The sequence below is a fragment of the Anaerotignum sp. genome (assembly GCF_030625865.1).
GTDB lineage: Bacteria > Bacillota > Clostridia > Lachnospirales > Anaerotignaceae > Chakrabartyella.
On the sequence record NZ_DAOUQB010000009.1, the window covers coordinates 1 to 24,114 of the forward strand.

The 24,114-nt window shown below is 40.6% G+C and carries 16 protein-coding genes and 1 pseudogene; 14 read left to right on the forward strand and 3 right to left on the reverse strand.

Going from position 1 to position 24,114, the window contains the following annotated elements:
* The 4 genes from P9Q65_RS03980 to P9Q65_RS03995 all read left to right on the forward strand — a co-directional run.
* Positions 1 to 3,800: acyl-CoA dehydratase activase (locus tag P9Q65_RS03980; protein ID WP_304508005.1), on the forward strand; the 3,800-nt coding region annotated here is incomplete at its 5' end.
* Positions 3,801 to 3,816: 16 nt separating this feature from the next.
* Positions 3,817 to 4,431, forward strand: a complete 615-nt coding sequence (locus tag P9Q65_RS03985; RefSeq protein ID WP_304508007.1) for a class I SAM-dependent methyltransferase — start codon at positions 3,817 to 3,819, stop codon at positions 4,429 to 4,431.
* A gap of 17 nt (positions 4,432 to 4,448) precedes the next feature.
* Positions 4,449 to 4,820: a metal-dependent transcriptional regulator gene (locus tag P9Q65_RS03990; protein ID WP_304508008.1), complete on the forward strand. Its 372-nt coding sequence runs from the start codon at positions 4,449 to 4,451 to the stop codon at positions 4,818 to 4,820.
* 35 nt (positions 4,821 to 4,855) lie between these two features.
* Positions 4,856 to 5,005, forward strand: coding sequence for a hypothetical protein (locus P9Q65_RS03995; RefSeq protein WP_304508009.1), 150 nt, complete (start codon positions 4,856 to 4,858; stop codon positions 5,003 to 5,005).
* A gap of 520 nt (positions 5,006 to 5,525) precedes the next feature.
* On the opposite strand, the pseudogene P9Q65_RS04000 reads toward P9Q65_RS03995, so the two are convergent.
* Both P9Q65_RS04000 and P9Q65_RS04005 read right to left on the reverse strand, forming a co-directional pair.
* Positions 5,526 to 5,940 (reverse strand): annotated as a pseudogene (locus P9Q65_RS04000) (transposase); the annotation flags it as partial.
* A 456-nt stretch (positions 5,941 to 6,396) separates the two neighbouring features.
* A complete protein-coding gene (locus P9Q65_RS04005; RefSeq protein WP_304508010.1) occupies positions 6,397 to 7,362 on the reverse strand; it encodes a helix-turn-helix transcriptional regulator in 966 nt (321 codons plus the stop codon).
* A 745-nt stretch (positions 7,363 to 8,107) separates the two neighbouring features.
* Here P9Q65_RS04005 and P9Q65_RS04010 point away from each other — a divergent pair.
* Positions 8,108 to 10,093, forward strand: coding sequence for a sensor histidine kinase (locus P9Q65_RS04010; protein ID WP_304508012.1), 1,986 nt, complete (start codon positions 8,108 to 8,110; stop codon positions 10,091 to 10,093).
* Positions 10,094 to 10,095: 2 nt separating this feature from the next.
* On the opposite strand, the gene P9Q65_RS04015 is transcribed toward P9Q65_RS04010, so the two are convergent.
* Entirely contained in the window at positions 10,096 to 10,782 is a 687-nt protein-coding gene (locus P9Q65_RS04015; protein ID WP_304508014.1) for a response regulator transcription factor, read from the reverse strand.
* A 374-nt stretch (positions 10,783 to 11,156) separates the two neighbouring features.
* Here P9Q65_RS04015 and P9Q65_RS04020 point away from each other — a divergent pair, with 374 nt between their 5' ends.
* The 9 genes from P9Q65_RS04020 (at position 11,157) to P9Q65_RS04060 (ending at position 24,072) form a co-directional block, all read left to right on the forward strand.
* Positions 11,157 to 11,408, forward strand: coding sequence for a hypothetical protein (locus tag P9Q65_RS04020; protein WP_304508015.1), 252 nt, complete (start codon positions 11,157 to 11,159; stop codon positions 11,406 to 11,408).
* Between the two features lie 16 nt (positions 11,409 to 11,424).
* Positions 11,425 to 15,759, forward strand: a complete 4,335-nt coding sequence (locus P9Q65_RS04025) for an S-layer homology domain-containing protein (protein ID WP_304508017.1) — start codon at positions 11,425 to 11,427, stop codon at positions 15,757 to 15,759.
* A 433-nt stretch (positions 15,760 to 16,192) separates the two neighbouring features.
* Complete coding sequence (locus P9Q65_RS04030) at positions 16,193 to 17,248, forward strand: NAD(P)H-dependent flavin oxidoreductase (protein WP_304508018.1); 1,056 nt, start codon at positions 16,193 to 16,195, stop codon at positions 17,246 to 17,248.
* Positions 17,249 to 17,718: 470 nt separating this feature from the next.
* Positions 17,719 to 18,498, forward strand: coding sequence for an IclR family transcriptional regulator (locus P9Q65_RS04035; protein WP_304508020.1), 780 nt, complete (start codon positions 17,719 to 17,721; stop codon positions 18,496 to 18,498).
* 42 nt (positions 18,499 to 18,540) lie between these two features.
* A complete protein-coding gene (gene panB / locus P9Q65_RS04040) occupies positions 18,541 to 19,371 on the forward strand; it encodes a 3-methyl-2-oxobutanoate hydroxymethyltransferase (protein ID WP_304508022.1) in 831 nt (276 codons plus the stop codon).
* A 55-nt stretch (positions 19,372 to 19,426) separates the two neighbouring features.
* Positions 19,427 to 20,407 carry a ketopantoate reductase family protein gene (locus P9Q65_RS04045; RefSeq protein ID WP_304508024.1) on the forward strand — a complete coding sequence of 327 codons (981 nt, stop codon included), beginning with the start codon at positions 19,427 to 19,429 and terminating at the stop codon, positions 20,405 to 20,407.
* 12 nt (positions 20,408 to 20,419) lie between these two features.
* Positions 20,420 to 20,716 carry a YhdT family protein gene (locus tag P9Q65_RS04050; RefSeq protein ID WP_304508025.1) on the forward strand — a complete coding sequence of 99 codons (297 nt, stop codon included), beginning with the start codon at positions 20,420 to 20,422 and terminating at the stop codon, positions 20,714 to 20,716.
* Positions 20,713 to 22,218 carry a sodium/pantothenate symporter gene (gene panF, locus P9Q65_RS04055; protein WP_304508027.1) on the forward strand — a complete coding sequence of 502 codons (1,506 nt, stop codon included), beginning with the start codon at positions 20,713 to 20,715 and terminating at the stop codon, positions 22,216 to 22,218. Before P9Q65_RS04050 ends, panF begins: the two co-directional genes overlap by 4 nt.
* A 207-nt stretch (positions 22,219 to 22,425) precedes the next feature.
* A complete protein-coding gene (locus P9Q65_RS04060; RefSeq protein ID WP_304508029.1) occupies positions 22,426 to 24,072 on the forward strand; it encodes an amidohydrolase in 1,647 nt (548 codons plus the stop codon).
* The last annotated feature ends 42 nt before the right edge of the window (positions 24,073 to 24,114 follow it).

The following is a 24,114-nucleotide window of genomic DNA, read 5'->3' on the forward strand; positions in this document are numbered from 1 at the left end:
CCAAATTTTTAAGTGCAGACAGTAAAATCAAGGCTGTCAATGACGTAACAGCTGTGATTGAAGGTGCAATGGCTGAGAATGTAAGCGTAGGCTCAATCATTGACATTGGGGGCGAAAGTGCGAGGTTTATTACTGGATTGAGTGAGATAGATAAATCGCGTATCGAAATCTCCATGAATTCTAATTGTTCTTCGGGAACAGGTTCTTTTCTTGAGGAACAGATGTCTAGGCTGAATTTAAAGCTTACTGATTATACGGAGCTGGCAAAGGAAGCAAAGTCTATTCCCAGAATTGCAGGGCGTTGCAGCGTATTTGCCAAAACGGATATCACCCATCATCAGCAGGAGGGCGTACCCGCTGCGGATATCTTGTTGGGCTTGGCTTATGCCCTTGTCAGAAACTATAAGGGTACGGTGATGAAAAAACTTCCCGTGAAAAAAACCATTCTTTTTTCCGGCGGTGTTGCCTATAATGGAGCAATTCTCACCGCATTAAAGGATGTATTGGCACTTTCGGAGGAGGATTTGATTTTCCCTCAGCATTTGGGTGGTGTTGGCGCATTTGGCGCAGCTGCAATCGCAAGGAAGGAGGGCTTATCTATAAATATAGATCAGCTGATCTCCCTGTCTGAGCGTGCTGACGAAATGATGAGCCAGGACGATGGGATTATCCTTCCGAAGCTGTCTGGGTATGGAATCGGCGATAGCGCTGATAAGCATATCTGCAAGGACATTTCAGGCGAAAAGGAACCGGTTGAATGCTATCTTGGAATAGATATTGGCTCGACCAGTACAAATCTTGTATTAATGAATAAAAACAGAGAAATCATTTGCTGTAAATATTTAAGAACATTAGGCAATCCCTTAAACGCGGTACAAAAGGGATTTCAGGAAATACAGGAAGAATTCGGGGAAAGAATTAAAATCATTGGCACTGGCACAACAGGCTCTGGCAGATACCTCATTGGCAAAGCAATTGGTGCTGATGTTGTGAAGGATGAAATTACGGCACAGGCAAAGGCGGCAGTACAAATAGACAGTGATGTTGACACTATTTTTGAAATAGGTGGACAGGATTCCAAATTCATCAGCATTGAAAATGGCAGCGTTGTAGATTTTCAAATGAATAAAATTTGCGCCGCAGGTACTGGTTCTTTTATTGAGGAGCAGGCGAAAAAGTTCAATATTCCCATTGAGAATTTCGGTGAGATTGCTCTTGGCAGCGATGACCCTATCAATCTTGGGGAACGATGCACTGTTTTTATTGAATCAAGTATTGCCTCTTGCTTAGCAAAGGGTGCAAAGCTTGAGAATATCGTTTCCGGCTTATGCTATTCCATTGTGAAGAACTATCTTGACAGAGTTGTAGGTCAAAAGAGAGTCGGGAATAAAATCTTTTTCCAAGGAGGGCTTGCGTATAATCAAGGCGTAATTAACGCATTCAAGGCAATTACTGGAAAGGAAATACTTGTTCCGCCGTTTTTTAGCGTGACAGGAGCATATGGAGTTGCTGTTTTGACCATGGAAGAGATGAATGGGCAGGAAACTACCTTTAAGGGCTTTCAACTTTCTGCTGACGATTTTGCAATACAAAGCATGGCAAAAAGCACACAGCCTGACAAGAAGAATGAATTTAACGAAAATGTTGGGAAAATGGTATTTTGCGATTATACGCCTGAAATTTCCAACAAAAAAACGGTTGGGATTCCAAGAGCATTGTTTACCTATGGAATGTTTTCCATGTTTCATGCATTTTTCAAGGAGCTTGATTTAAATGTGGTTTTGTCAGAGCCTACCGATGAAAGCATCATAGCCCTTGGACAGGAGTATGCGATGGATGAAACCTGCTATCCCATAAAGTTGATTACTGGCCACGTTGCTTCGCTGATGAAACAAAAGGTGGATTATATTTTCTTCCCTGACTTAGTGACTGTAGACCATCCCGGTTCCCACAGCAGAAAAAATTACGGCTGTGCCTTTATGCAGCTTGCCTTTAAGGTAATGAATCAAGCAATGGAATTGGATAAAAAGGGGATTGCCCTCCTTTCCCCCTCTATGACATTTCATATGGGCAAGGAATCTATTATGAAAAGCTTTCTGAAGATTGGAGAACAGCTTGGCAAATCTCCTGATCAGACAAGAGGGGCTGTGGAAAAAGGCTTGGAAGCAGCGCTTCGCTTTGAAGACCGTATGGAGGAAAACAGTAAAATAGTCACAAGTCAGCTAAAGCCTGATGAAATTGCCTTTGTGCTTGTTTCAAAAATTTATGGCGTGGCTGATCCTGTGCTGAATATGGGGATACCGGAGAAGCTTACAGGAATGGGCTATAAGGTGTTACCGTTTTATGATTTGCCGGAAGGAGATATTTCAAAGGAGCATCCTAATATGTTCTGGCCATTCGGACAACATATTCTGGAGCCTGCACAGCTGATTCGCAAGCACCCTAATTTATATGCGATTTTCCTCACACATCATGGATGCGGCCCGGATTCTATTTTCTCTCACTACTTTAGAGAAGAAATGAAGGGAAAGCCATATCTGCATATAGAAATTGATGAGCATTCATCTGGTGTTGGCATTATTACCCGCGTAGAGGCTTTTATCAATAGTTTGAAAAATATCGAAACAAAGCCTGCACTTACCATGCAGACCTATTTGAATAGCATAGAACATAAAGAGACAAATATATTGGCTTCTCTGAAAGATATAAAAGAAACAAAAAACGTATATTTGCCGTATCTGTACCCGTATTCTAATATTTTTGGTGAGGTTTTGGCACAAAGAGGGATGAACGCCAAAACACTGCTGGCTTCCAGCAAAGCATCTATAGAAACAGGACGGAAATTCACAATCACAGAGGAATATTTTTCTCTTACCGCTTTATTAGGGAATGTATTTAGTGTACTCAACGGATTAGACAAAAAGGAAGTGGTACAGTCAGTGTTTTTGATTCCCCAAAATGAAGGAACAGAAACGGATGGGCAGTACAGTCGTCTGCTCCGCACGAAGCTTGACGAAGAAGGCTTTGAAAAAGTTGATATTGTATCACTGTTTTGGGAGGATGTTCTTTGTCTGGATGGTAAAAAATTTGAGGAACTCAGCTTAACCTTCCTTGCGGGAGATATGATTTGGTGTGCACCTCAAAAGTCAAGGGAAAAGTATTTAAAAGCAATGATTGAACTGATCAGAAATAACCAGTTTCATCTGGAACAGCTGAAAGCCGTTGCGCAGTCAATTGCAACAGAATTAAATGGAGAAAGCTTTGAAAAAACGATTCTTACTGTAGGGGAATTCAATATTCTGTTTGATGAGCTTTTAAATAATGATACCTTCAAGGAACTTGAAAAGAAAGGGCATCGTGTTTTATACAGCCCTTTGGGAGAAGCTATGTGGATGATGTGGAGGGATTATGCAGATCAAAACAAAAATAATCAATCTACACTTATGGAGCAAAGACTGCAAGACTTTAAAAATAGTATGATGGTCATTTCCCAAGCTCTGTCAGTTTGGAGCCCTTATGAAAATGATACAGATGAACTAATTCGACTTGCAGACAGAACGCTTGGTTATTTTTCCGGAGCGCATGGAAGGTATAGACAAGCCAAACAACTTTGTGCATCCAATAAGGTGGATGGCGTGATCACCGCCGCATCTATTTATGAGAATACAGGCATTGTGCTGGGAATGCTTCAAAAGGGCTTTGAAGACGAGAATACAAGACCTGTTTTAAATCTCACGTTTGATGGTAACAAAAATGAAAATGACCGAATAAAGGTTGATTCATTTATGTACTATCTTTAATTAGGAGGAAAAATCAATGAATAACGGGAAATGTGACAAAGGACATAGCCAAGAGCAGCATTGTCGAAACAACAGGTTGCGCCGTGGCCCCAGCAGCTTTCATTTGCAGGATCCGGGACTTGTTTTTGAAAAAATAGCCTTAAAAAATGGTGATACATTTTTAGACTTAGGTTGTGGTGGGGGAGATTATTCTTTACATGCAGCTGGAATAGTGGGAGAAACAGGCAGTATATTTGCCGTGGATCTTTGGCCTGAAATGCTGGACAAAATATGTGAAGATGCTACGGCTATGGGAATTCATAATATACATCCCGTGGTTTCGGATATTCGAAAGAAGATTGAAGTATCCGACAGCAGTATAAACATTTGCTTGATTTCTACTGTGCTGCATATGATGGATTTTCCCACGGAGGCAGATAGCTTATTTGCGGAAATAAAGAGGATTTTAAAACCGGGAGGCAAACTGGCAGTGATTGAATGCAAGAAAGAAAAAAGCTCATTTGGCCCTTCTCTGCAAGCAAGAATTTCACCTGAGGAGCTTGAAAATAGTTTTGGCAAATTTGGCTTTTCTAAATCCGATTATATTGATTTGGGCTTCAACTATATGGTGATGTTTGTTTTAAGTCAATGAAAGTATAGGTGATCAAAATGGCAATTACGCCTGCTTTGGAAAACTATTTGAAAATAATATTGGAGCTGAATGAAATCGATGGCGAGGCGAGGGTTACAAGTATTTCCGAAAGATTCGGCGTAACAAAGGCAACCGTATCGCAAACTGTGAAAAGGCTTATGAAGCATGGCTTAGTTACAAAGGATATGAACGGAGCAATATTGCTTACTGATTTAGGCAGAGAAAAAGCAATTGAAGTACGAAGCCGCAATCGGGTTATTCAAGGATTTTTAACGGAAGTCCTTGGTGTCGACAAGCAAATATCCGAAAAAGATGCCTGTGAGATAGAACATTTAATCAGTTGCCAAACTTTAGAAAAGCTTGAAGGATATTTGCTTAAACCCCAATAATTAAAAACCACTTAATTAATCTGGGAGAAGAATATATGAGCCCCCTTTTTAATTTAACAAAAGACAAAAAAGTTCATTTAATCATTTGTGTGGCGCTTGTTGTATATGCTGCTATTCTTATGCTTTATTCAATGCTGATACTCTATGATTGTGGTACGTTATCTGCAAAAGCAGTCACTGGTTGACAGTATCAAGATAGTGGAATAAAGCTCCGTGATTTGTAGACAATAGGCAACAATGTAGATGTAAAATATAAAAATAAGCTTATTGACCACTTTTTCAGAGTTTTACATCAGCAAGTGCTACAATGCCTGATTTTTGGATTGGACTTTTTGTTTTGTACCTATTGCCGAAAATTGAATGTGTTCCCTATAATTACAGAAAAGAAAATGCAAAACATATTTTTACTTGCATTCACGCTGAGTTTGGTACATGTGGCTGCATATACCAGATTTTTTAGAAATAATTTAGTGGATGTTAAATAATATGAATTATATAAAAACGACCAGAGCAAAGGAATCAAGTGCAATGGATATTAATTGATGCCGAAGGTGCCTAAAGAGAATGAAAAAGACGCTTAAAACTGGATGGAAAGATCATTATTTTTGATGATAACCGGAATTACTGGCACTTTAATGAAGAGTATATGAAAAAACACACGGAAGACCAAGAAGATTAGGGGATGGGGACAATTTCTTGGACTGACTATGCTACAAATCCAAGATTCCGCCTGTACTCCATAGGACTCATATATCCTAATGATTTTTTTATACGTCTTTCATTATACCATACAAGATAGTCTGTAAGTATAGTTACAAATTTATCTATGCCAATACCTGTCCAATCAGTGTTGTAAAACATATCATTTTTTAGTCTTCCAAAAACACCTTCACAAGCTGAATTATCTGGTGAACAGCATTTCTTCGACATGGATCGTTGTAGTTCGTATTCATCAGGGATATCCAACCCGGCCATCGATAGTGGCAACCTCGGTCCGTATGTACAATGGATGTTCCTTATTACTCAAAGTACCAATTGCATCATCCAGCATGCTGTTGACCAGGCGTGCATCAGGTGTTGTGCTGATCTTCCATGCAGGGAGCGTCCTGTCAAAACAATCACTATAGCCGATTTCTTCTGATACTAATTGTACATTCTCACCCAACTCGAATCAACGATGAATTGTTTCAAGTTTAAGTCTAAGAGAGGGATATCCCAGTTGCTGAACGACCTTGCTTACAAATTTACACTGGTCATAACGTTGTAATGCCTTTTCTCTTTGATACATTAAATACATTCTTCGTTACTCCTTCCAGAGTCCCGCTAGAGTCCAACTTTATGTCTGTACCCCCCCTTACTATAACAACTATAATGCAGAAAGCTATTCTTACTGATATGATGCATTTTTGCTATTCAAACCTCCCGTTAAGCTACTGTATTTTGTACAGTCGTTTAGCTATCTTGCCGCCAATAACTGTCTTTCTTACTACCGTTGTTTTGGCGGCAATTTTGTACTTGTTTAATGTTTCATTTGTTTTTTTTATTTACATCTGTATAGTGTATAGGAATTGTTTTTTTACTTCCGCACTGGTCTGATATATTTGAAAAATCTTTCGGGATTAAAATAAAAATAAATGATTCTACCGGGGGAAGTATCGTAGCAGTAACCGGTGCTTGTAAAATCAAAAGTTGCCATTGCCTTTTCTATTATTCCCTCCACACTACGATTTTCCTGCTCATAATCGAAGGGGCCATGTTCAAAAACAATATATTCGGCTTCGGGAACATCAACCATAAGCATTTGAGGTGGCACTTCGCCTTTATAATCAAAAGGAAGACGTACACCATAACACTCTGTACGCGGAATGCCCCAATCACAAAGTCTGCCTTCGGGGTCATTCATGTATGCCATAATTTGACCGTTACTGCTGTTTGATTCGCTCCCACCATCATCATCCAATTTGCCTTTGATACTGTCAAGTAAGCCGCAAATGGTTTCGCAATCCTGCCCCGGAATAAGACTTTGCTTTTGCCAAAAATCCCAATACCCATTACTCTCATAGTTTTTGATGTGCAAAAATTTATGTGCGGGAATGGTTATAAAATAAATTTTGACATCATCTGTAGATTTTATCATACCAATCTCTCCTAATCCTAAAAAGTAGCGATCGAAAGGGTTTATTTTTGTACGAAGGATGACAGGCTTTGGCTTTTTTCGGTATTCACTAGGGGTTACACCATATGTTCCCTTGAAAGCTCTGGTAAAAGCCTCATGTGACGAAAAACCATAATCAAAAGCAATATCCAAAATGCTTTTTTCACTATCTCGGACTTCTTTTAGTGCAAATGCTAATTTTCTGTGACGCCGATAATCCCTAAGTTGCATACCCGATATTTCTTTGAATTTTCTCGTTGTATAAAACTCGGAATAACCAAGCTTGTGAGAAAGAAAGCGCAGGGTCAAGGCTTCATCATTATGATTTTTAATACATTTGTCAATTTCATCAACGATTATTTGAATTTGTTTCTGCCATTCGTACATTCATCTATGCACCTCGTTTCAATCACCCTACATTTATTATAAAGAAATAGAGAAATTACCGCTTGATTTTACTTGCTGTTATTCTATTTTCCTCTTCAAGTGCTATATTTTTTGGTTTTATGATACCTTTTAGGTAGCATTCACAGAGATGTAATTCATATCAAATATCATATTTTCGCTAAAACATACATCCAGTATATTCAGAATAGCAAATAGTCGTAAATTCATTTTTAAAACACGAAAACAAATACCACCTAACATAAAATTATATAGTTTGAAACGATACAAATCCCTCAGTATTTAACAATATCGCCATCAACGTCCAATGGAGCTCTTGTCCAAGGGAAACTATAATGTGTGTTGCTAAATGCTTATGTGGTTTGGGATCTCTATAATCTGCAACAAGCATAGTATGATCATTATGGTTAAATATCTTCGATATTTTATGCTCCTTAGAATAGAATAATCAAATAATTTTTTGCTCTGGCATTAAAACAATCATATCATAGATATACAATTTAAGCCACCATCCGTATGCAGGGATACCCTTATGTTCCCGGAGATAAAAGTTATAAGATTAACTTTGATAATAAGGAAATAATTGTTATAATGAATTTGATTATATAAAAATATGACTTAGTACGGCAAAATTTTTCGGCTATCAATTAAGATTCGGAGCAATAGCATGGATTGTCAAGTTCTGCTGAATAATATTTTATTCAGGCGGACTTGTGGAGGGAAACTCATGGTTGGAGAAAAACATAGATTGGTAATGATTATTTTTGCTGCGTTATTCACTACGTTGGCACTAATGCTATTGGTTAGACTTCCGGGAATGATAAACGGTGGGCCTAAAAGCAAAATTGTAACGGAGAAGACTGGTATTTATGACTTGACTGAAATTAATAATTGGGAGGAAGCCAACGCCACCTTACCACCGGGTTCTACATATTATCCTAATACCTTGCTAACCCCGGGGGTATTGGAGCTTAATGCACCGGTTAGTACCGATCAATACGACGCTCTGAGAGCCGATTATTTGTCCCAGCGGTTCATGGTTGCAGTGCCCAATAATAACGATGTGTATACTTTGACCTTTCGGTTATCGGGGCGTCATGCTTTGCGTGTATTTGTAAACGGTAAAATGGTTGGGCAAGAGGGAGAACCGGGTGCGACAAAGCAGGATACAGAGGTTTGGGAGAATAACTTGACCTGTTACGCTGTGCCTGTAGATGGAAAGATGGATATTATTTTACAATCAGCCCAGTTTTATCATTTTCGCAGTGGGGCACGACTGGCAGAATTGACCATCCAAAATGCAGCAAATGGGAAAGCTGACGCTTTGACTGAAAAAGAAAAGGGCTTTTTTGTCATGGGCGGGTTAATTTGTGCCGCAGTCTTGTTGCTGTGGATGTATTTGCTCATGGCTCATACAAAGGCGACCTTTTATTTTGCCCTTGCTTGCCTTTCCATGGCACTGAGGGAGTGTATTCAAAGCCAAGCGTGGACGGAACTATGTTTTTTTACGGGAAATGTTTCTTTTTTAATGGAATATATGAGCGTAGTACTACTCACGATTTTTTTGTCTTTATATTTGGGGCAGTATGCCGAAGGAAGGTTTTTGACAATAGTTCAATATGTGGTAATCCTGGGTTCTTTGATTTATGGTGGGTGCTTGCTGCTTGGAGATTCTGTTTTTTATACATCCATACTGAAATACTATCAGGCCTTTCTTGTTGTTTGTATCGTTCTTGGTGTTTCCGGTTTGTTTGGGAACATGCATTGCCCTACAAGGGAGGAGGCCTCCGTTTTGTATGGAATTGCTGTTTTTTATTTGGCGGCAATCAGTGACATCTTGTTGTATAATAATTTTTTGGGATATCAACACCCGAAAACGCCTATTTCTGAAGCTGCCATGTTGATTTTTATGTTGGCACAAACGGTTTCCCTATTTATGATGAATAATCGTTTGCTGACGGAAGCCAAGGAAGCTGAGCACAAGTTAGCCGTGGAAAAAGATGCACTGGAGGGTTTAAATCGGTTGAAAACGGAGTTTTTGGGCAATGTTTCCCATGAATTGAAAACACCGTTGACAGTAATGTCTGGTTATGCCCAGACCACAAGGCAGATGGCGGAACAAGAAGGTGAACTCTTGGATAACGCCGCGGTAATCCGTAGAATGAAGCATATTTCCTCGGAGGCTGAAAGGCTTTCTTTGATGGTGGGACAGGTATTGGATGTGACCCGTATGGAAGAGGGGTGTATGACTATGGAAAAGCGACCTTGTCATATGGACGAAATTATTTATGAAGCCGTAGAAACTCATTATCCTATGCTTAATAAAAACGCAAATCGTTTGGAAATCCATATAGAACCAGGACTTTCGTCCCTTAATGCAGACCCCATAAGGATTTCACAGGTAATTGTCAATTTAATTTCTAACGCAGTACGCTTTACGTCAAACGGGCTGATTACTATCTCAGCAGAGGCGAAGGAAACGGATATCGTTGTTTGTGTTGCTGACAATGGTTCTGGCATCAACGAGGAACAGCGTTTCCATCTATTTCAGCGCTATTATCACAAAGAAAAAATCGGCGGCGGACAAAATACCGGCACCGGATTGGGGTTATATATCTGCAAAAATATTGTGGAGCAACATGGGGGAAGTATTTGGATTGAAAGTATAGAAGGGGTAGGAACCTCTGTGTTTTTTTCCTTGCCAATGTGCTAATATTAATAACGAATTTTGCTAAAAATGTATTCCCCTTTTCCTGAATTTGTCAGATCGAACCAGCTTCTACCGTTTTCGCCTAATTTTTTTCGCAGATTTGCCACATGTACAGCGACGGTATGTGCTGCACCGGGAGAACTTCCGCCCCAAGCCCGACGATAGATTTCATCATAGCTTAAACGGCGTCCTGCAAACAGGGCAAGGCACCCCAGAAGCTGGATCTCCTTTTGCGTTAGGGAAATGGGCTCGTTTTCCAGCGTTACCATACCCAATAGAAAGTCGATGGTTAAGGGGGGAATTTCGATTTTTCCTGCGGTCATGTTGCCTGTTCTGCGAAGTTGTGCGCCAACTCGTGCGCTAAGCACATTTAGATCATAGGGTTTGGTGACATAATCGTCGCCACCCAGCAATAAGCCTTGTACAATGCTCTTATTTTCATTCCTACACGTGAGGAAGATAATGGGGGCATTTGTTTTTTGTCGTAATTCATCGCAAAATGCAAAGCCCGAACCATCCGGCATCATTGCATCCAATAAAATTAGATCGGGGTTATGCTCTTCCAACTGAAAACGTGCCTGTTTTAGGGTATCCGCTCCAACAACCGCATAACCCTTCCCCTCAAAAAACTCCTGATTTATGGCAAGTACGTCTGCCTCATCCTCAACCATTAAAATCGTTGCTTTTTTCATTTTTTCGCCCCCACTGTTTCTGCTTTGTGAAATTCTACATTTAATACAAGTTTAGCATATTTTTGTGGAAAAGGAAAACAGCAAAATATTTTAGGAGCGTTTTTATTACATAAAAAGCATTAGGATATCGAAAAAGTCAAAACCTTGAGGGTTTTACCCTCAACTTCCCACAAGGGTTTCACTCTTGACCTGCTATAAACCACATCAATATGTGGTTTATACAAAAGTTTTGGGCTTGCTTTTTGCAAAAAGCAAGAGGGTATTTCATCACTTTTGCTACCTGTAATCAAGAATTCTTGATAATCAACGCAAGTTATTTTTTTTATGCTATCCTCATTAAAGATATAATTGGAAAAAAGAAGAGGTGGTTTGTGATGCTGGAAATCATAAGGGCGGACGTGGTGGACGACTGGACGTTAGATATTGAACTGAACAATGGTCATTTGATTTTGTTTGATATCAGACGCCTTATGGAAACCGATCCCACATATGGGAACTTGAAAAAATTTCAGGTGCTTCCCCGACCGAGTACCGATGGACAGAGTATTTATTGGCGGGACGGACCCAGACTTGCGCTGGGAGAAATCATGACACTGTTAAATCAGCAGGACGACAAGATAATATGAGGAGGGAAAAGAAAAAATGAAACAGATTTTGAAAAAAATTAGCACCTTATTTATCACGCTGTGCATGGTGCTGACGCTGTTTCCGACAATAGCGTTTGCGGAAACGGCAAGTGAGATAGCAGATAAAATTAGGGAAATTAATGGTCTTACTGCTACGTTGTCCGACGGGGATAAGACTGTTATCGTAGAAGGTACGGCGGCGCTGAGTGAAACGTTAGATATTAGTATTCCCGAGGACGTGACGGTGGTTTGGAAGGCGACCGTTACGCCAGCCGATGGTATGGGGTCAACCTTGATTTCTTTATCAAGTGGGGGTACCGAGAATGGCGGTATCTTTGAGGTAGCTGAGGGAGCCGATCTCAGCACAGACAAGAACTGGGTCATATCTACCTTACAATGTCCGATTGTTGTCAGCGGCGGTATCGTCAGTTGTGACTACGACGGCACTGCTAAGTTGCCCTCCGCCATCTATACAGGAAAAAGCGTTACGGTGAATGGCGGCACGGTTCAACACACGGGGAGAGGGCGTGCAATCGAAGTCAGAGGTGATGATGCGACTGTCACGGTAAACGGTGGCACAGTGAAGAATAGCGGCTCAGGAGAGGCTATCTATACTAATGATTTTAAGAATGTGGATATTGTGGTGAGTGATGGTACGGTTAGTACCGCAAACGGATATGTAATTTTTATAAAACCTGAAGATTCGAATTCCTCATTGTTGGTGAGAGGTGGAGAGGTAAAGACCACCAGCGCCACGAATGCAATTAGAATTCAGCCTCAAAGTTTCGACTGCCCTGTGACAGTGGAGGGTGGTACAGTCAGCGCCACTACGGACGCAGCTATATACAATAATTCCGCAAGCCCTAATGTGACAGTCAGCGGCGGTACGGTGTTCGCTTACGGTACTGACATTAGCGATGTCATTGACTTCCCCGAAGCCACAAGTGGATTTGCAGGGGCTACTGATGACGGTGTGGTTATTGCATGGGATAAGGACAAGGGAATCACGAATTATAGCAGCGGCAGCAGCGATGACCTGATTGTTTCGCCTGATACTGCAACGGTAACATGGGCAAATCAGAGCGGAGAAAGCGGTATCTCCTATGAAAACGGTTCTGTTTCTGGCTTTTTACCCATAGAAGGTATCACGGTGCAAGATGCGCCTGATGCGAATGCCTTGAAAGTTAAAGATGATATTGAACAATATAATACCGAACAAAACGGTAATTTAACTGCCAGTGTTGAGGGCAACACCGTTCTTGTTACAGGTACGGCAGAGAATGTAACAAGTGGTCTTACTCTTGATATTGATGCAGGTATTAAGGTAATATGGAAAGCAACGATTATTGGGGGTAAAAATGATATTGACTATATTTTAATTTTTCTGACGGGAGAGGGTGAATTTGAGGTAGCTGATGGTGAAATTAGTTCCCTTAAGGGGTCTATTTATGCAAATAACGCTAAAGTAACAGTGAGTGGCGGTATGGTAAGCACCCAAGAAAATACAGCTATTGCAGTTAACGGAGTGAACACTGAATTAGTGGTGAGCGGCGGCGTGGTAAGTTCCCAAGAAAATAACGCTATTGCAGTTAGTTATGGTGCCTCTTCATCAACGGTAACAGTGAGCGGCGGTGTGGTAAGGTCTAATTCCGATTCTGTTGTTCATTTTATGCCCGACGAAAACACATCTTCTTGTGCCTTTCATGTCAGCGGCGGAGTGATATTTGGGACTGCATATTCTGTAGCAGATTTAAAGGGTCATTTTGGTATAATTCCACAAGTGAGTGGCAACAGCATTATGATTGGGTGGAATAATGGTGCTACTACTTATGGCAGTGGCGAGAGCACGGACTTGTACTTTTTGCCTGACACTGCAACGGCAACATGGGCAAAGCAGGGCGAAGAAAGCGGTATTTCCTATACAAATGGTTCAAATACAGGTTTTATTTCAGTGGAAGGTGTAACAATTACAGGAGAAGCTTCCCCTGCTGTTGCGCTTAAAACTGCCTTGGAAAGCACAACAGCGCAGACCATCACAGTTTCGGAGAATATTGAGTTGCCTAGCGATGTTACAGTCGGGGCGAACCATACATTGAATATTGCTGACGGCTGTACTCTTTCTACTGGAGCAGGGAGTACCCTGACGATCTCTAGTAACACAACCTTGACACTGACGGGAACAGGAACATTTGAAGTGAATAATAGTACTGTTGAAAAAGGCGTTGATGTGCAAGGTACCCTTGAAAGCAACAGCACGAATATTATCGTTGCAAACAAATTTGGTGCGAATGGTGAAACCGATGGTATTTTATTTGGTAGTGGTGCACAAATGCTCGTTCATGGCGGCAGTCTTGAAGTTTCTAACTCATGTTATAACGGTATCAAAGGCGACGGTATGTTAACCGTGGATGGAAATTGCCAGGTAATGGTTAAAAATGTGCCAGGTTCAGCAGGGGGTTCTACAATTGGACTTAATACAAATTTAACCCTTAAAAACAGTACGATACAGGTTCAAAATACAAGTGATGCAGGCGTTATCTTTTCGGAGGGTATGCAGTTAACAATGGAAAATGCAGTAATTAATGTTGCAAATAATGGGGATTTGGCTTTTCTTAATATGAAAATCGATTCTGATACAAATAGTAAAATTATTTTTGCGGAAGGAGCAACGTTGTATATAGAAAAACAAATGTTTAGCAATAGAGGATACTTAACAAATACTGGCTTTATTTCTGTTGGAGCAGAAGATTCTGCCCCTTCTACGGAGGGCTTGACAGCAGGAGAGTACATTTGGAATGGAAGTGTATTTGCAAAAGCCAATTTAATTACTCCTGTTTCAGGAGTAACGCTAAATAAAACGGCGCTTTCTCTTTATAGCAATACAAGCACCAAAACTGCTGCATTGACTGCAACAATAAATCCTGCGAATGCGACAGATCAATCTGTAACATGGGAGAGTAGTAATACATCTGTTGCTACAGTGGATGCAAAGGGATTGGTAACGGCAGTTGGAAATGGCTCAGCCGTAATTACTGTTACTACAACGGATGGTGGCTACACTGCAAGCTGTACTGTTACAGTAACAACTTATTCCAGCGGTGGTTCACATTCTGGTGGCGGCTCATCCTCTGGTGGTGGTTCAATTACATCTGCCACACCCGCAACTTCCGTTTCCGGTTCTACAGCTATGACTGAGACAAAGGCAGAAACCAACGCTGACGGCAAGGCAACAGCCAGTGTGACCCAGTCTCAGATGAACAGTGCAATGGAAGAAGCACAAAAAGCCGCAGAAAAAACAGGTGAGAAGCCAAAGGTGGATATTGAGGTCAGTGGTACATCCAATGCCAAGGAAGTAAAGACCACTTTGGCGAATGCTTCTGTTCAGAAATTGGCAAAAGCAGGGATAGATTCGTTGGCAATTTCCTCATCAGTTGCAGAAATGACCTTTGATGGAAAGGCTTTGGACAAAATTGCAAGCCAAACTTCTGGTGATGTATCCTTTGGGGTATCTAAGGTTGATAATAGCGCTCTTTCCGAAGCGGCAAAGAAAATTGTAGGTGACCGTTCGGTATATGATTTCACTGTTATCAGCGGGGATAAAAAAATTACGGAGTTTGACGGTACGGTAACTGTATCCATTTCTTATAAACCAGCAGAAGGTGAGAATCCGAATGCCATTGTGGTATACTATATCAATGCAGATGGTGAGCCGGAAATCATACAAAACTGTAGATATGATGCGAAGCATGGAGTCTTGGTGTTCACTACCACACATTTTTCTGTTTTTGCGGTAGGCTATCAGAAGGTAACCTTTGATGATGTGGAAGATAGTGTATGGTATGCCGATGCTGTTACTTTCCTTGCAGCAAGAAAAATTACAGGTGGAACAACCAAAACAATGTTTGGCCCAAATGAAATACTGACTCGTGGACAGTTTGTTACGTTATTGATGCGGGCATATAACATTCAGCCGGATGATGATTCAAATGATAACTTCTCCGATGCAGGGGATACCTATTATACTGATTATTTGGCTGCCGCAAAACGATTGGGCATTTCTGGTGGTATGGGAGAGAATAAGTTTGCCCCTGAACAGGCGATTACCCGTCAGCAGATGTTTACTTTGCTCTACAATGCATTGAAGGCAATTGATCAGTTGCCCGAAGGTGATTCTGAAAGAGCGCTTACCGATTTTACAGATTACGATAGTATATCTTCTTACGGGGAGGAAGCAATGGCTTATTTTGTGGAAATTGGTGCAGTTAGCGGTACCAATGGGAAGCTGCTCCCGGAGGCAACCACTACCCGCGGTGAGATGGCGCAGGTATTATATAATCTCTTAGCAAAATAAGATATCAGTAAATCTCTAGAAAATACGAAAATCCGGTGGAAAAGATTGTTCTTTTCCATCGATTTTTTAATGCCATAAAAGTGTACATGTTAAACATTTTATTTGAGGTTTCGCATGTACACTTGTTTTTTATCAAAGAAGATAATCTGGGGAATCTGTTTTTGGATCATACATTCGTTGCAAAACCCATCATCGTTTTTTATATGCCAAAATCCTTGATGGGTAGTGTTACAGATATAATCTATAACACAGTAATAATTAGCAATTTGAATGGAGAATATATATTTGAATTGATTTGCAGAAGTAACAAGTATTATAACAACTGCAATAGTATAACAAGCACGATGATGTAGTTTTGGTTGACAGATGATATGGTATATATTATCATATTCACAGACTTAATTTCGATAAATAATACAAAATGAGGTGCGTCATGAATAAACTCAAGGGAATACGAATCGGTGATTTAGAAATAAAGGTGCCGATTATACAAGGTGGAATGGGTATAGGTATAAGCCTTTGGCGTTTAGCCGGGGCGGTTGCTGCCCAAGGTGGAGTAGGTGTAATATCAGCGGCACAGCCGGGGTTTTTGAAAGAGAGCTTTGACAAAGAGCCATTAAAAGCGAATCTTGAGGCTTTGGCAGACAATATAAGAAAGGCCAAAGAAATAAGCAACGGTGGCATAATAGGCGTAAACATAATGCGTGTAAGTACAAACTATGACCAGTATGTAAAATGTTGTGTCCAAAACGGTGCCGATGTTATTATTTCCGGTGCAGGGCTGCCGTTGGAATTGCCGGAACTGCTTGCGGGTACAAAGGTCAAGTTTGCACCCATTGTTTCTTCTTTAAGGGCCACTCAATTAATGTTTAAAAGATGGGTCAAGAAATTTGGGCGGGTGTCTGATTTTTTGGTTATTGAAGGACCAAAAGCCGGTGGGCATTTAGGCTTTACAGCAGAGGAAGCACAAAACTTAACCAATGAGGAATATGATCAAGAAGTTGTAAAAATAGTTGATTACGTAAATAGTTTTGAGCAAGAACATGGACATATTCCTGTATTTTTTGCTGGGGGAGTATATGACAGGGCTGATATTGACCATTACCTAAGTTTGGGCTGTAGTGGCGTACAAATGGCAACGCGATTTGTAGCAACTCAAGAATGCGATGCGGCTGATGCCTATAAAGAGGCCTATATAGAAGCGAAAAAAGAGGATGTTATGATTGTGAAAAGTCCGGTGGGTTTACCGGGTAGAGCCATACGCAATAGCTTCACCAAGGAGAGGGAAGTAAACCGCCAGCCTGTGGAAAGGTGTTTTGGTTGTATAGAGAATTGTAATCCGGCAACAACCCATTACTGCATTTCTCGCGCCCTCATGCAAGCTGCCTTAGGGGAAAGGGAGAATTCGCTGCTTTTCTGTGGTGAAAATGTATGGCGGGTGGATAGAATTACAACCGTAAAAGAAATATTTGATGAATTAAATAGCTAAAACAAAAATTAAGACCTTGGGACAGATTTAAATCGGTTTCCAAGGTCTATTTTACTTCGCAGAACTTTTTTACTGCTGTGCGTTGGTTTGCTTTTCAAGATCTTTCTTAAGTATTTAAATTTACAATTGTAAAGATTCAAGTGAGTTAGTTTGAAAATGGCTAACTCATTTTTTTTGAATGCAAAACAATTGCAATAACAAAATAAGCACTTTGAAAAGCCACGATTGCTTGTAGTTGAAAATCTATGCTAGTTATGAAATTTTAAGAGTGCTTTTTTAAAGAGAGTATCATAATACGAAACAATATTTCGTATTATGATATGGGGTAACATTTGAAGCGAAAGACACTGTGGTGTGGGTATACACTGGGATATTGTTAGAAAAGACAGGGATGGTATCTTGAGCTTTTGATTCAGAAGATAATGTTTTTATAAGAACATTTTAAAAAGTACCAAGGGGGATAGGGTGAAATGGATACTGTTGTAAAACGAGAAAATTGTGTCAAGTCCATATTAAAGGCGTTTCAAATTATTGAGGCAATAGATAGATTTGGAGAGCTTTCCATTGGTCAGCTGAGTCAGACTCTTTCCATGGATAAAGCTACGGTGCATCGTTTGATTAATACCATAAAAGAGGCTGGATATATTGTACAGAATCCGTATACCAGAAAATATTCAAATAGTGTTAAGCTTTTTACCATTGGAAATCACATTATTGAGAGAACAGGTGTGAAAGAAATTGCCAGACCATACATAGAAGCTGTTGCAAAAGAAACAAAGGAAACAATCAATTTAAGCATGCACAGTGGCAATGACATCGTATATGTTGACAAGATTGAAAGTGACTCTCCCATAAAGGTGGGGATTAAAGTGGGAACGGCCCTTCCTATGTATTGTACAGGAATGGGAAAGGCAATTCTTGCTTTTCTTCCTGAAGATACGCTGAACGAAATCATCAAGCATACAAATTTTAAAAAGCGTACAGCAAAGACTGTTGCAGGGAAGGAAGCACTACTTGACCAGTTGAAGCTTGTTAGAAAAAATGGTTATGCCAAAGATGGTGAAGAATATGTGGATGGATTAATTTCTTTTGCTGCACCGATTTTTGACTACAGAAATAGCCCTGTTGCTGCTCTCAGCATTTCCATGCCGAAGCTTCGCTACAATGAAGGAGAACAAAGGCAGTATTTTGTAAGTCTAGTAAAGAAAACAGCGGCGGCACTATCTAAAGAATTGGGAAACCAAGGATAACAATCTATAAGTCACTAAAACTTTTAAAGGAGGGGAAAGGCTATGGCAAAAACAAAAATGACGGTAGGAGATTTTAAGAAATTTAAAAAGGAGGGAAAGAAATTTAGCTTTGTGACCGCTTATGACTATACAACAGCAACTATCGTAGATGAAAGCGACTGTAACATTATTCTGGTAGGAGATTCTTTAGGTATGATTATGTTGGGTTATAAGGGGACAGAATCTGTAACGATGGATGATATGGTGCATCATATTCGTCCGGTGGCAAAAGGGGCTCCTCATACATGGATTATCGGAGATATGCCTTTTGGGGCCTATATTACGCCGGAAATTGCAGTTGCCAACGCTGTTCGCCTCATTAAGGAGACAAATTGTGACTGCGTAAAACTGGAGGGCGGTGTAGAAATGCTTCCTCAGATTAAGGCAATTGTAGGAGTTGGCATCAATGTTATGGGACACATTGGCTTGACACCACAAACAGCTTCTTCTCTGGGAGGATTTAAAGTGCAGGGCGGAACCTCTGAAAGCGCTGCGAAGCTGATTAAGGATGCGATGGAATTGGAAAAGGCAGGATGTTTTTCCATTGTACTGGAATGTGTCCCATCTGGGGTTGGGAAAGCTGTAGCGGAAGCAGTGGAAATCCCCATTCTTGGAATTGGAGCGGGACCTCATGTTGATTGTCAGGTTCTTGTGACCCAAGACCTTCTTGGAATGTATGGTGATTTCAAGCCCAAATTTGTGAAGCAGTTCGCACAAGTTAGAAAGGTTATGATTGATGGGCTGAACGAATTCCATAAAGAGACATTGGATGGAACTTTCCCATCCCCTGAATTTTCTTTTAATAAACAAGTAGATATTCCTAAATTATACTAATGGATACAAAGGCAAATTTAGTTGGGTTTATCTTAAAGTAGAAAGGAAATGTCAAATGAAAATTGCGATAATCGGTGCGGGAGCCATGGGATGCCTTTATGGCGGAAAATTGTCTACAGTACCTGACAACCAAGTCTTTCTTCTTGATGTTTGGAAAGAACACGTAAATGCAATCAACAAAGAAGGCCTCTGCATGGAAGAAAACGGTGAACTGTTGCATTATCATAATTTGACTGCGACAACAGAAGCTGCCACGGTTGGTGTTGTTGATTTGGTAATTATATTCGTAAAATCCATACTGACAAGGCAGGCTGTAGAAGGTAATAAAGCTGTATTTGGAGATAATACAATGGCACTTACTTTGCAAAATGGAATGGGAAACGTTGAGAGTATCGGTTCCCAGATTGGTGCAAAAAATGTGATGGCGGGAACCACCGCACATGGTGCTACTATGTTGGGCCCAGGAAAGATACGCCATGCGGGGGTTGGAAAAACAATGATTGGCGAGCTTTCCGGAGTAAGGAGCAAAAGAATCAATGAAATTGCAGAAGTTTTTTCAGCAGCAGGATTGGAAGTTGAGGTTTCGGAAAACGTGTTGGGGCTTGTATGGGATAAACTTCTTGTCAATGTGGGTATCAATGCATTAACGGGAATTACGAAGCTGACAAACGGCGAACTTCTTGCATATCCAGAAATCGAAGGAATATTGGAAGAGGCTGTGAGGGAAGGTGTTGCAGTTGCAAATGCCAAGGGAATCGTTTTAGGGCACGCTGACCCTGTGGCACACACCAAGGCGGTTTGCAAAGCGACGGCAGCCAATAAATCTTCTATGCTTCAGGATGTGTTGAATCATAAACCCACAGAAATCGATATGATTAACGGTGCAGTTGTGAGAGAAGGAAAAAACACAGGCGTTGCTACCTCGGTAAACCAAGTGCTTTGTGGCTTAATTCATTATTTAGAAAGAGAAAGGCAAGGGATCCAATTTGACGGCTATCAGCACGAAAGGACGCTGAGGCACTTAGAACCTGATTAAAGGAGGGAAAGTATGGTACCGAAACTGACGGAAAAGGAGAGAAATCTTCAAATTAAAAAGGAAGCCCTTATTTCCATTGGCCTTTATGTTGCTTTCTTTTTATGGTGGTATTTTGCTGGATATGGTTTGGCAGAAGCTTCTAAAGAATATATTTATATTATGGGGCTGCCCCTTTGGTTCTTCCTAAGCTGCGTTGTAGGCTATGTTTTATTTTGTATTGCCGTAATTGTTGTCGTCAAGATGTTTTTCAAAGACTTTAGTCTAGATGAAATAGCGGAGGAAGGAAGGAGAGAGGGGGATGAAGGATGAGTTCATATACCATAACCTTAATGACTGTTTTAGTGCTTTATCTCCTTGCAAACTTGGGCATTGGCCTTTTTATCAGCAAAAAACAGGCTAAGCTAGATGCTGAAGCTGGAACCGGATTTATCAATAACTACTTTATTGGTGGAAGATCCATGGGCGGCCTTGTATTAGCGATGACGTTGATTGCCACGTTCACAAGCGCCAGTAGCTTTATTGGCGGCCCTGGTGTTGCATATTCCAAAGGGCTTGTTTGGGTATATTTATCAATCATTCAGGTTCCAACGGCCTTTATCATTTTAGGGATTTTGGGCAAGAAATTTGCCATCATTTCAAGAAAGACAAACGCCGTAACGGTGACAGACTACTTAAGGGCGAGATACAAATCACCGGTAGTTGTTATTGTTTCTTCTATAGCTCTTGTGTTGTTCTTTATGGCCCAGATGATGTCACAGTTTATTGGTGGGGCTGTATTGTTCCAAACAATTACAGGACTTCCCTATGTTTACGGATTACTTCTTTTTGGAGCCATTGTTATCCTCTATACAACCATCGGTGGGTTTAAGGCAGTGGTAACTACGGATACCATACAGGGTCTTGTTATGGTTTTGGGTGGTTTTATCATTTTGTTTACTATTGTGCGTGTGGGCGGAGGTTTTGAAGCTATTGTGGAAAAACTTAACGTGGTGAATCCCACATGGAATGATCCCACTGTGGGCGGTACAACACCAAAGGCATATGTAATGTCTTTCTGGGTACTTGTTGGTATTGGTGTGTTGGGTCTTCCTCAAACTGCCGTAAGAGGTATGGGCTTTAAGGACACAAAATCTCTCCACAATGCTATGATTTACGGCACCATTGTAGTGGGATTTTTAATGCTTGTTATGCATATTTCGGGAGCATTTGCACCGGCAGTTTTAGACCCCTCTGAGATTGCATCTTCTGACTATGTTGTACCTACTTTGGTGTTGAAATATATGAATCCCGTAGTGGCAGGCTTATTTATTGCGGCACCCCTATCAGCAGTGATGTCAACGGTATCTTCTTTGCTGATTTTGGCTTCTGCGGCCATAGTCAAGGATATTTACCTCAACTACATTGCCAAGGAAAAGGGGAATGTTGATAAGAATGATGCAAAATTTGATAAGAAAATCGGAAAAATGAGTATGATCACTACTTTAATTGTAGGAATTATCGTATTTATATTTACGATTTATCCGCCTGATTTGATTGTTTGGATTAATCTTTTTGCAATGGGTGGTCTTGAATGCGCATTTTTATGCCCAATTCTGTTTGGCTTGTATTGGAAAAAAGCAAATGCAACGGGGGCAATTTTATCCAGTGTTATCGGCGTTGTTTGTTTCTTGCTAATGACTACTTATAAAGTAAGTATTCTTGGCACGACTCCCATCGTACCATCCATCGTGGTTTCTATTGCAGTATTTGTTGTTGGTAGTTTGGTAGGGAAAAAATCAGACGAAGAAACTCTGAAATTGTTCTACTCGTAAGAAATAGTAAGTAATAAAAAAGCAAAGTGGGCTACCAAGGTTTCCTGCATTTATGCTATTTAAGGAGGAAAGCCCCACCTAAAATGGTGGGGCGCTAACTTTTCAACTTAAAAAAGGGCACAAGTAATGATTGATTCCTAAGGTGTTGAAAAAATCTTCCGTTATGGGGAGTTTACAATATTGATAGTCTCGACAAGGGGGGAGACAATGAAATTTGATTTTTCATACATAGATACGGCTTTTATAAGTGGCAAAGTGATAACTGTAAATGAAAGAGATGAAATTGCGGAGGCCGTGGGTGTAAAAGGCAATAAAATTGTTTTCGTGGGTTCCGATGAAGAAATCTTAAAGATCAAAGATAGTAAAACGAAAATGATTCATTTGCGAGGCAAAACACTGATGCCGGGTTTGATAGATTCTCATTACCATCCCATTCTTTCCGGGTTATTGGGGAAGGATTTGGATGCACCTATGATTGATACTTTTTACGAAAACTGCAAATCTCTATCCTATATGTTGCAGATGGTAGAAGATGCAGCGAAAAGAAAGAAACCGGGACAATGGATTTCTATGATGGGCTATGAACCAACTCTTTTTCCGGAACAACGCCATCCCACCATTTATGAGTTGGATTCAGCGGCACCCAATAATCCCGTTCACTGTATGCATGGTGGAGGACATATATGTATGTACAATTCTAAAGCATTGGAGTATTTAGATGTCTATACAGCGAAGGATGCGAAAAAATATCCTGAAGATGAAGTAGAGGTTGTTGATGGAAAATTAACCGGAATGGTTAGAGGGCATACCCATTTTTGGCTTTGGGGCAAGGTTGAATATACACAACAGGCGCAGGAACGGGCGGCAATGAAGGCACATCAGCATTGTTTGGAGAATGGTATTACCTCCATTCACGACTGCGGAGAATGTGATAAACCATCCTATCATATTATGCAAAAACTATGCCGAGAGGGAAAGTTTAAAGTCCGTTCTTATATGATGCTGCATAGTATTTTTGGAAAGAGATATTCTTTGATGGATAATGAACATTTTTTGGAATTAGGTTTGGCCAGCGGCCTTGGGGATGAACATTTTAAGATTGGCAGTTCAAAATTTATGATTGACGGTGGTTCTGGTGGACCTTCTTGTGCAACCAGAAAGCCTTATTCCCATAATCCTCACCTTCCCAGAGAAAAAGACTGGGAAAGAGAGGAGGTGGCGGAGTATATCAAAAAATTAAATGATGCGGAATGCCAAATAACAGCGCATGCTATTGGAGATTTAGCTGTGGAATTTATGGTGGAGGGGTATGAGAAAGCCTTCGAAACAAATCCAAGGCAGGATCTTCGTCACAGGATTGAACATTGCACCATTGTGGATGAAGATTTGGTGAACCGTATGGCAAAAATGAATATCTGTCCCAGCGTAAATGTATCTTCCATTCAGAAGCTGGGGGCACAATTCGTTGACTTCTATGGGGAGGGGAGAAATAAGTATATCTGTGCCCTTCGAAGTATGCTGGATGCCGGGGTGAAATGTTCTTTACATAGTGATATCCCATCCTATCCTGCCGGGCTTGCTGTTTTAGATGCCGCTGTAAATCGGTATGATAGGTCTGTTGGGTTTCAATGTAATAAAATGCAGGCTGTCTCGGTACTTGAAGCAATTCGTTGTGCTACAATAAATGGAGCATACAGTTCCTTTGAAGAAGATATTAAGGGCAGTATTGAGGTTGGAAAGTTGGCAGATTTGATTGTTCTCTCAGAGGATATTCTTGCCATCCCTCCTATGGACATTGTGAATTTGGAAGTGGAAATGACCATGATTGATGGAGTTATTGAATATCAAAGGTAAAGGAAATTTCAAAATCATTTAACCCCCAATTTTATAATTGCG

Coding starts and splice junctions, on each gene's coding strand:
- P9Q65_RS04060 (WP_304508029.1), top strand. CDS start 22,426: ATGAAATTTGATTTTTCATACATAGATACGGCTTTTATAAGTGGCAAA.
- P9Q65_RS04020 (WP_304508015.1), top strand. CDS start 11,157: ATGCTGGAAATCATAAGGGCGGACGTGGTGGACGACTGGACGTTAGAT.
- P9Q65_RS04045 (WP_304508024.1), top strand. CDS start 19,427: ATGAAAATTGCGATAATCGGTGCGGGAGCCATGGGATGCCTTTATGGC.
- P9Q65_RS04030 (WP_304508018.1), top strand. CDS start 16,193: ATGAATAAACTCAAGGGAATACGAATCGGTGATTTAGAAATAAAGGTG.
- P9Q65_RS04015 (WP_304508014.1), bottom strand. CDS start 10,782: ATGAAAAAAGCAACGATTTTAATGGTTGAGGATGAGGCAGACGTACTT.
- P9Q65_RS04035 (WP_304508020.1), top strand. CDS start 17,719: ATGGATACTGTTGTAAAACGAGAAAATTGTGTCAAGTCCATATTAAAG.
- P9Q65_RS03995 (WP_304508009.1), top strand. CDS start 4,856: ATGAGCCCCCTTTTTAATTTAACAAAAGACAAAAAAGTTCATTTAATC.
- P9Q65_RS03990 (WP_304508008.1), top strand. CDS start 4,449: ATGGCAATTACGCCTGCTTTGGAAAACTATTTGAAAATAATATTGGAG.
- P9Q65_RS03985 (WP_304508007.1), top strand. CDS start 3,817: ATGAATAACGGGAAATGTGACAAAGGACATAGCCAAGAGCAGCATTGT.
- P9Q65_RS04025 (WP_304508017.1), top strand. CDS start 11,425: ATGAAACAGATTTTGAAAAAAATTAGCACCTTATTTATCACGCTGTGC.
- panB (WP_304508022.1), top strand. CDS start 18,541: ATGGCAAAAACAAAAATGACGGTAGGAGATTTTAAGAAATTTAAAAAG.
- P9Q65_RS04005 (WP_304508010.1), bottom strand. CDS start 7,362: ATGTACGAATGGCAGAAACAAATTCAAATAATCGTTGATGAAATTGAC.
- P9Q65_RS04010 (WP_304508012.1), top strand. CDS start 8,108: ATGGTTGGAGAAAAACATAGATTGGTAATGATTATTTTTGCTGCGTTA.
- panF (WP_304508027.1), top strand. CDS start 20,713: ATGAGTTCATATACCATAACCTTAATGACTGTTTTAGTGCTTTATCTC.
- P9Q65_RS04050 (WP_304508025.1), top strand. CDS start 20,420: ATGGTACCGAAACTGACGGAAAAGGAGAGAAATCTTCAAATTAAAAAG.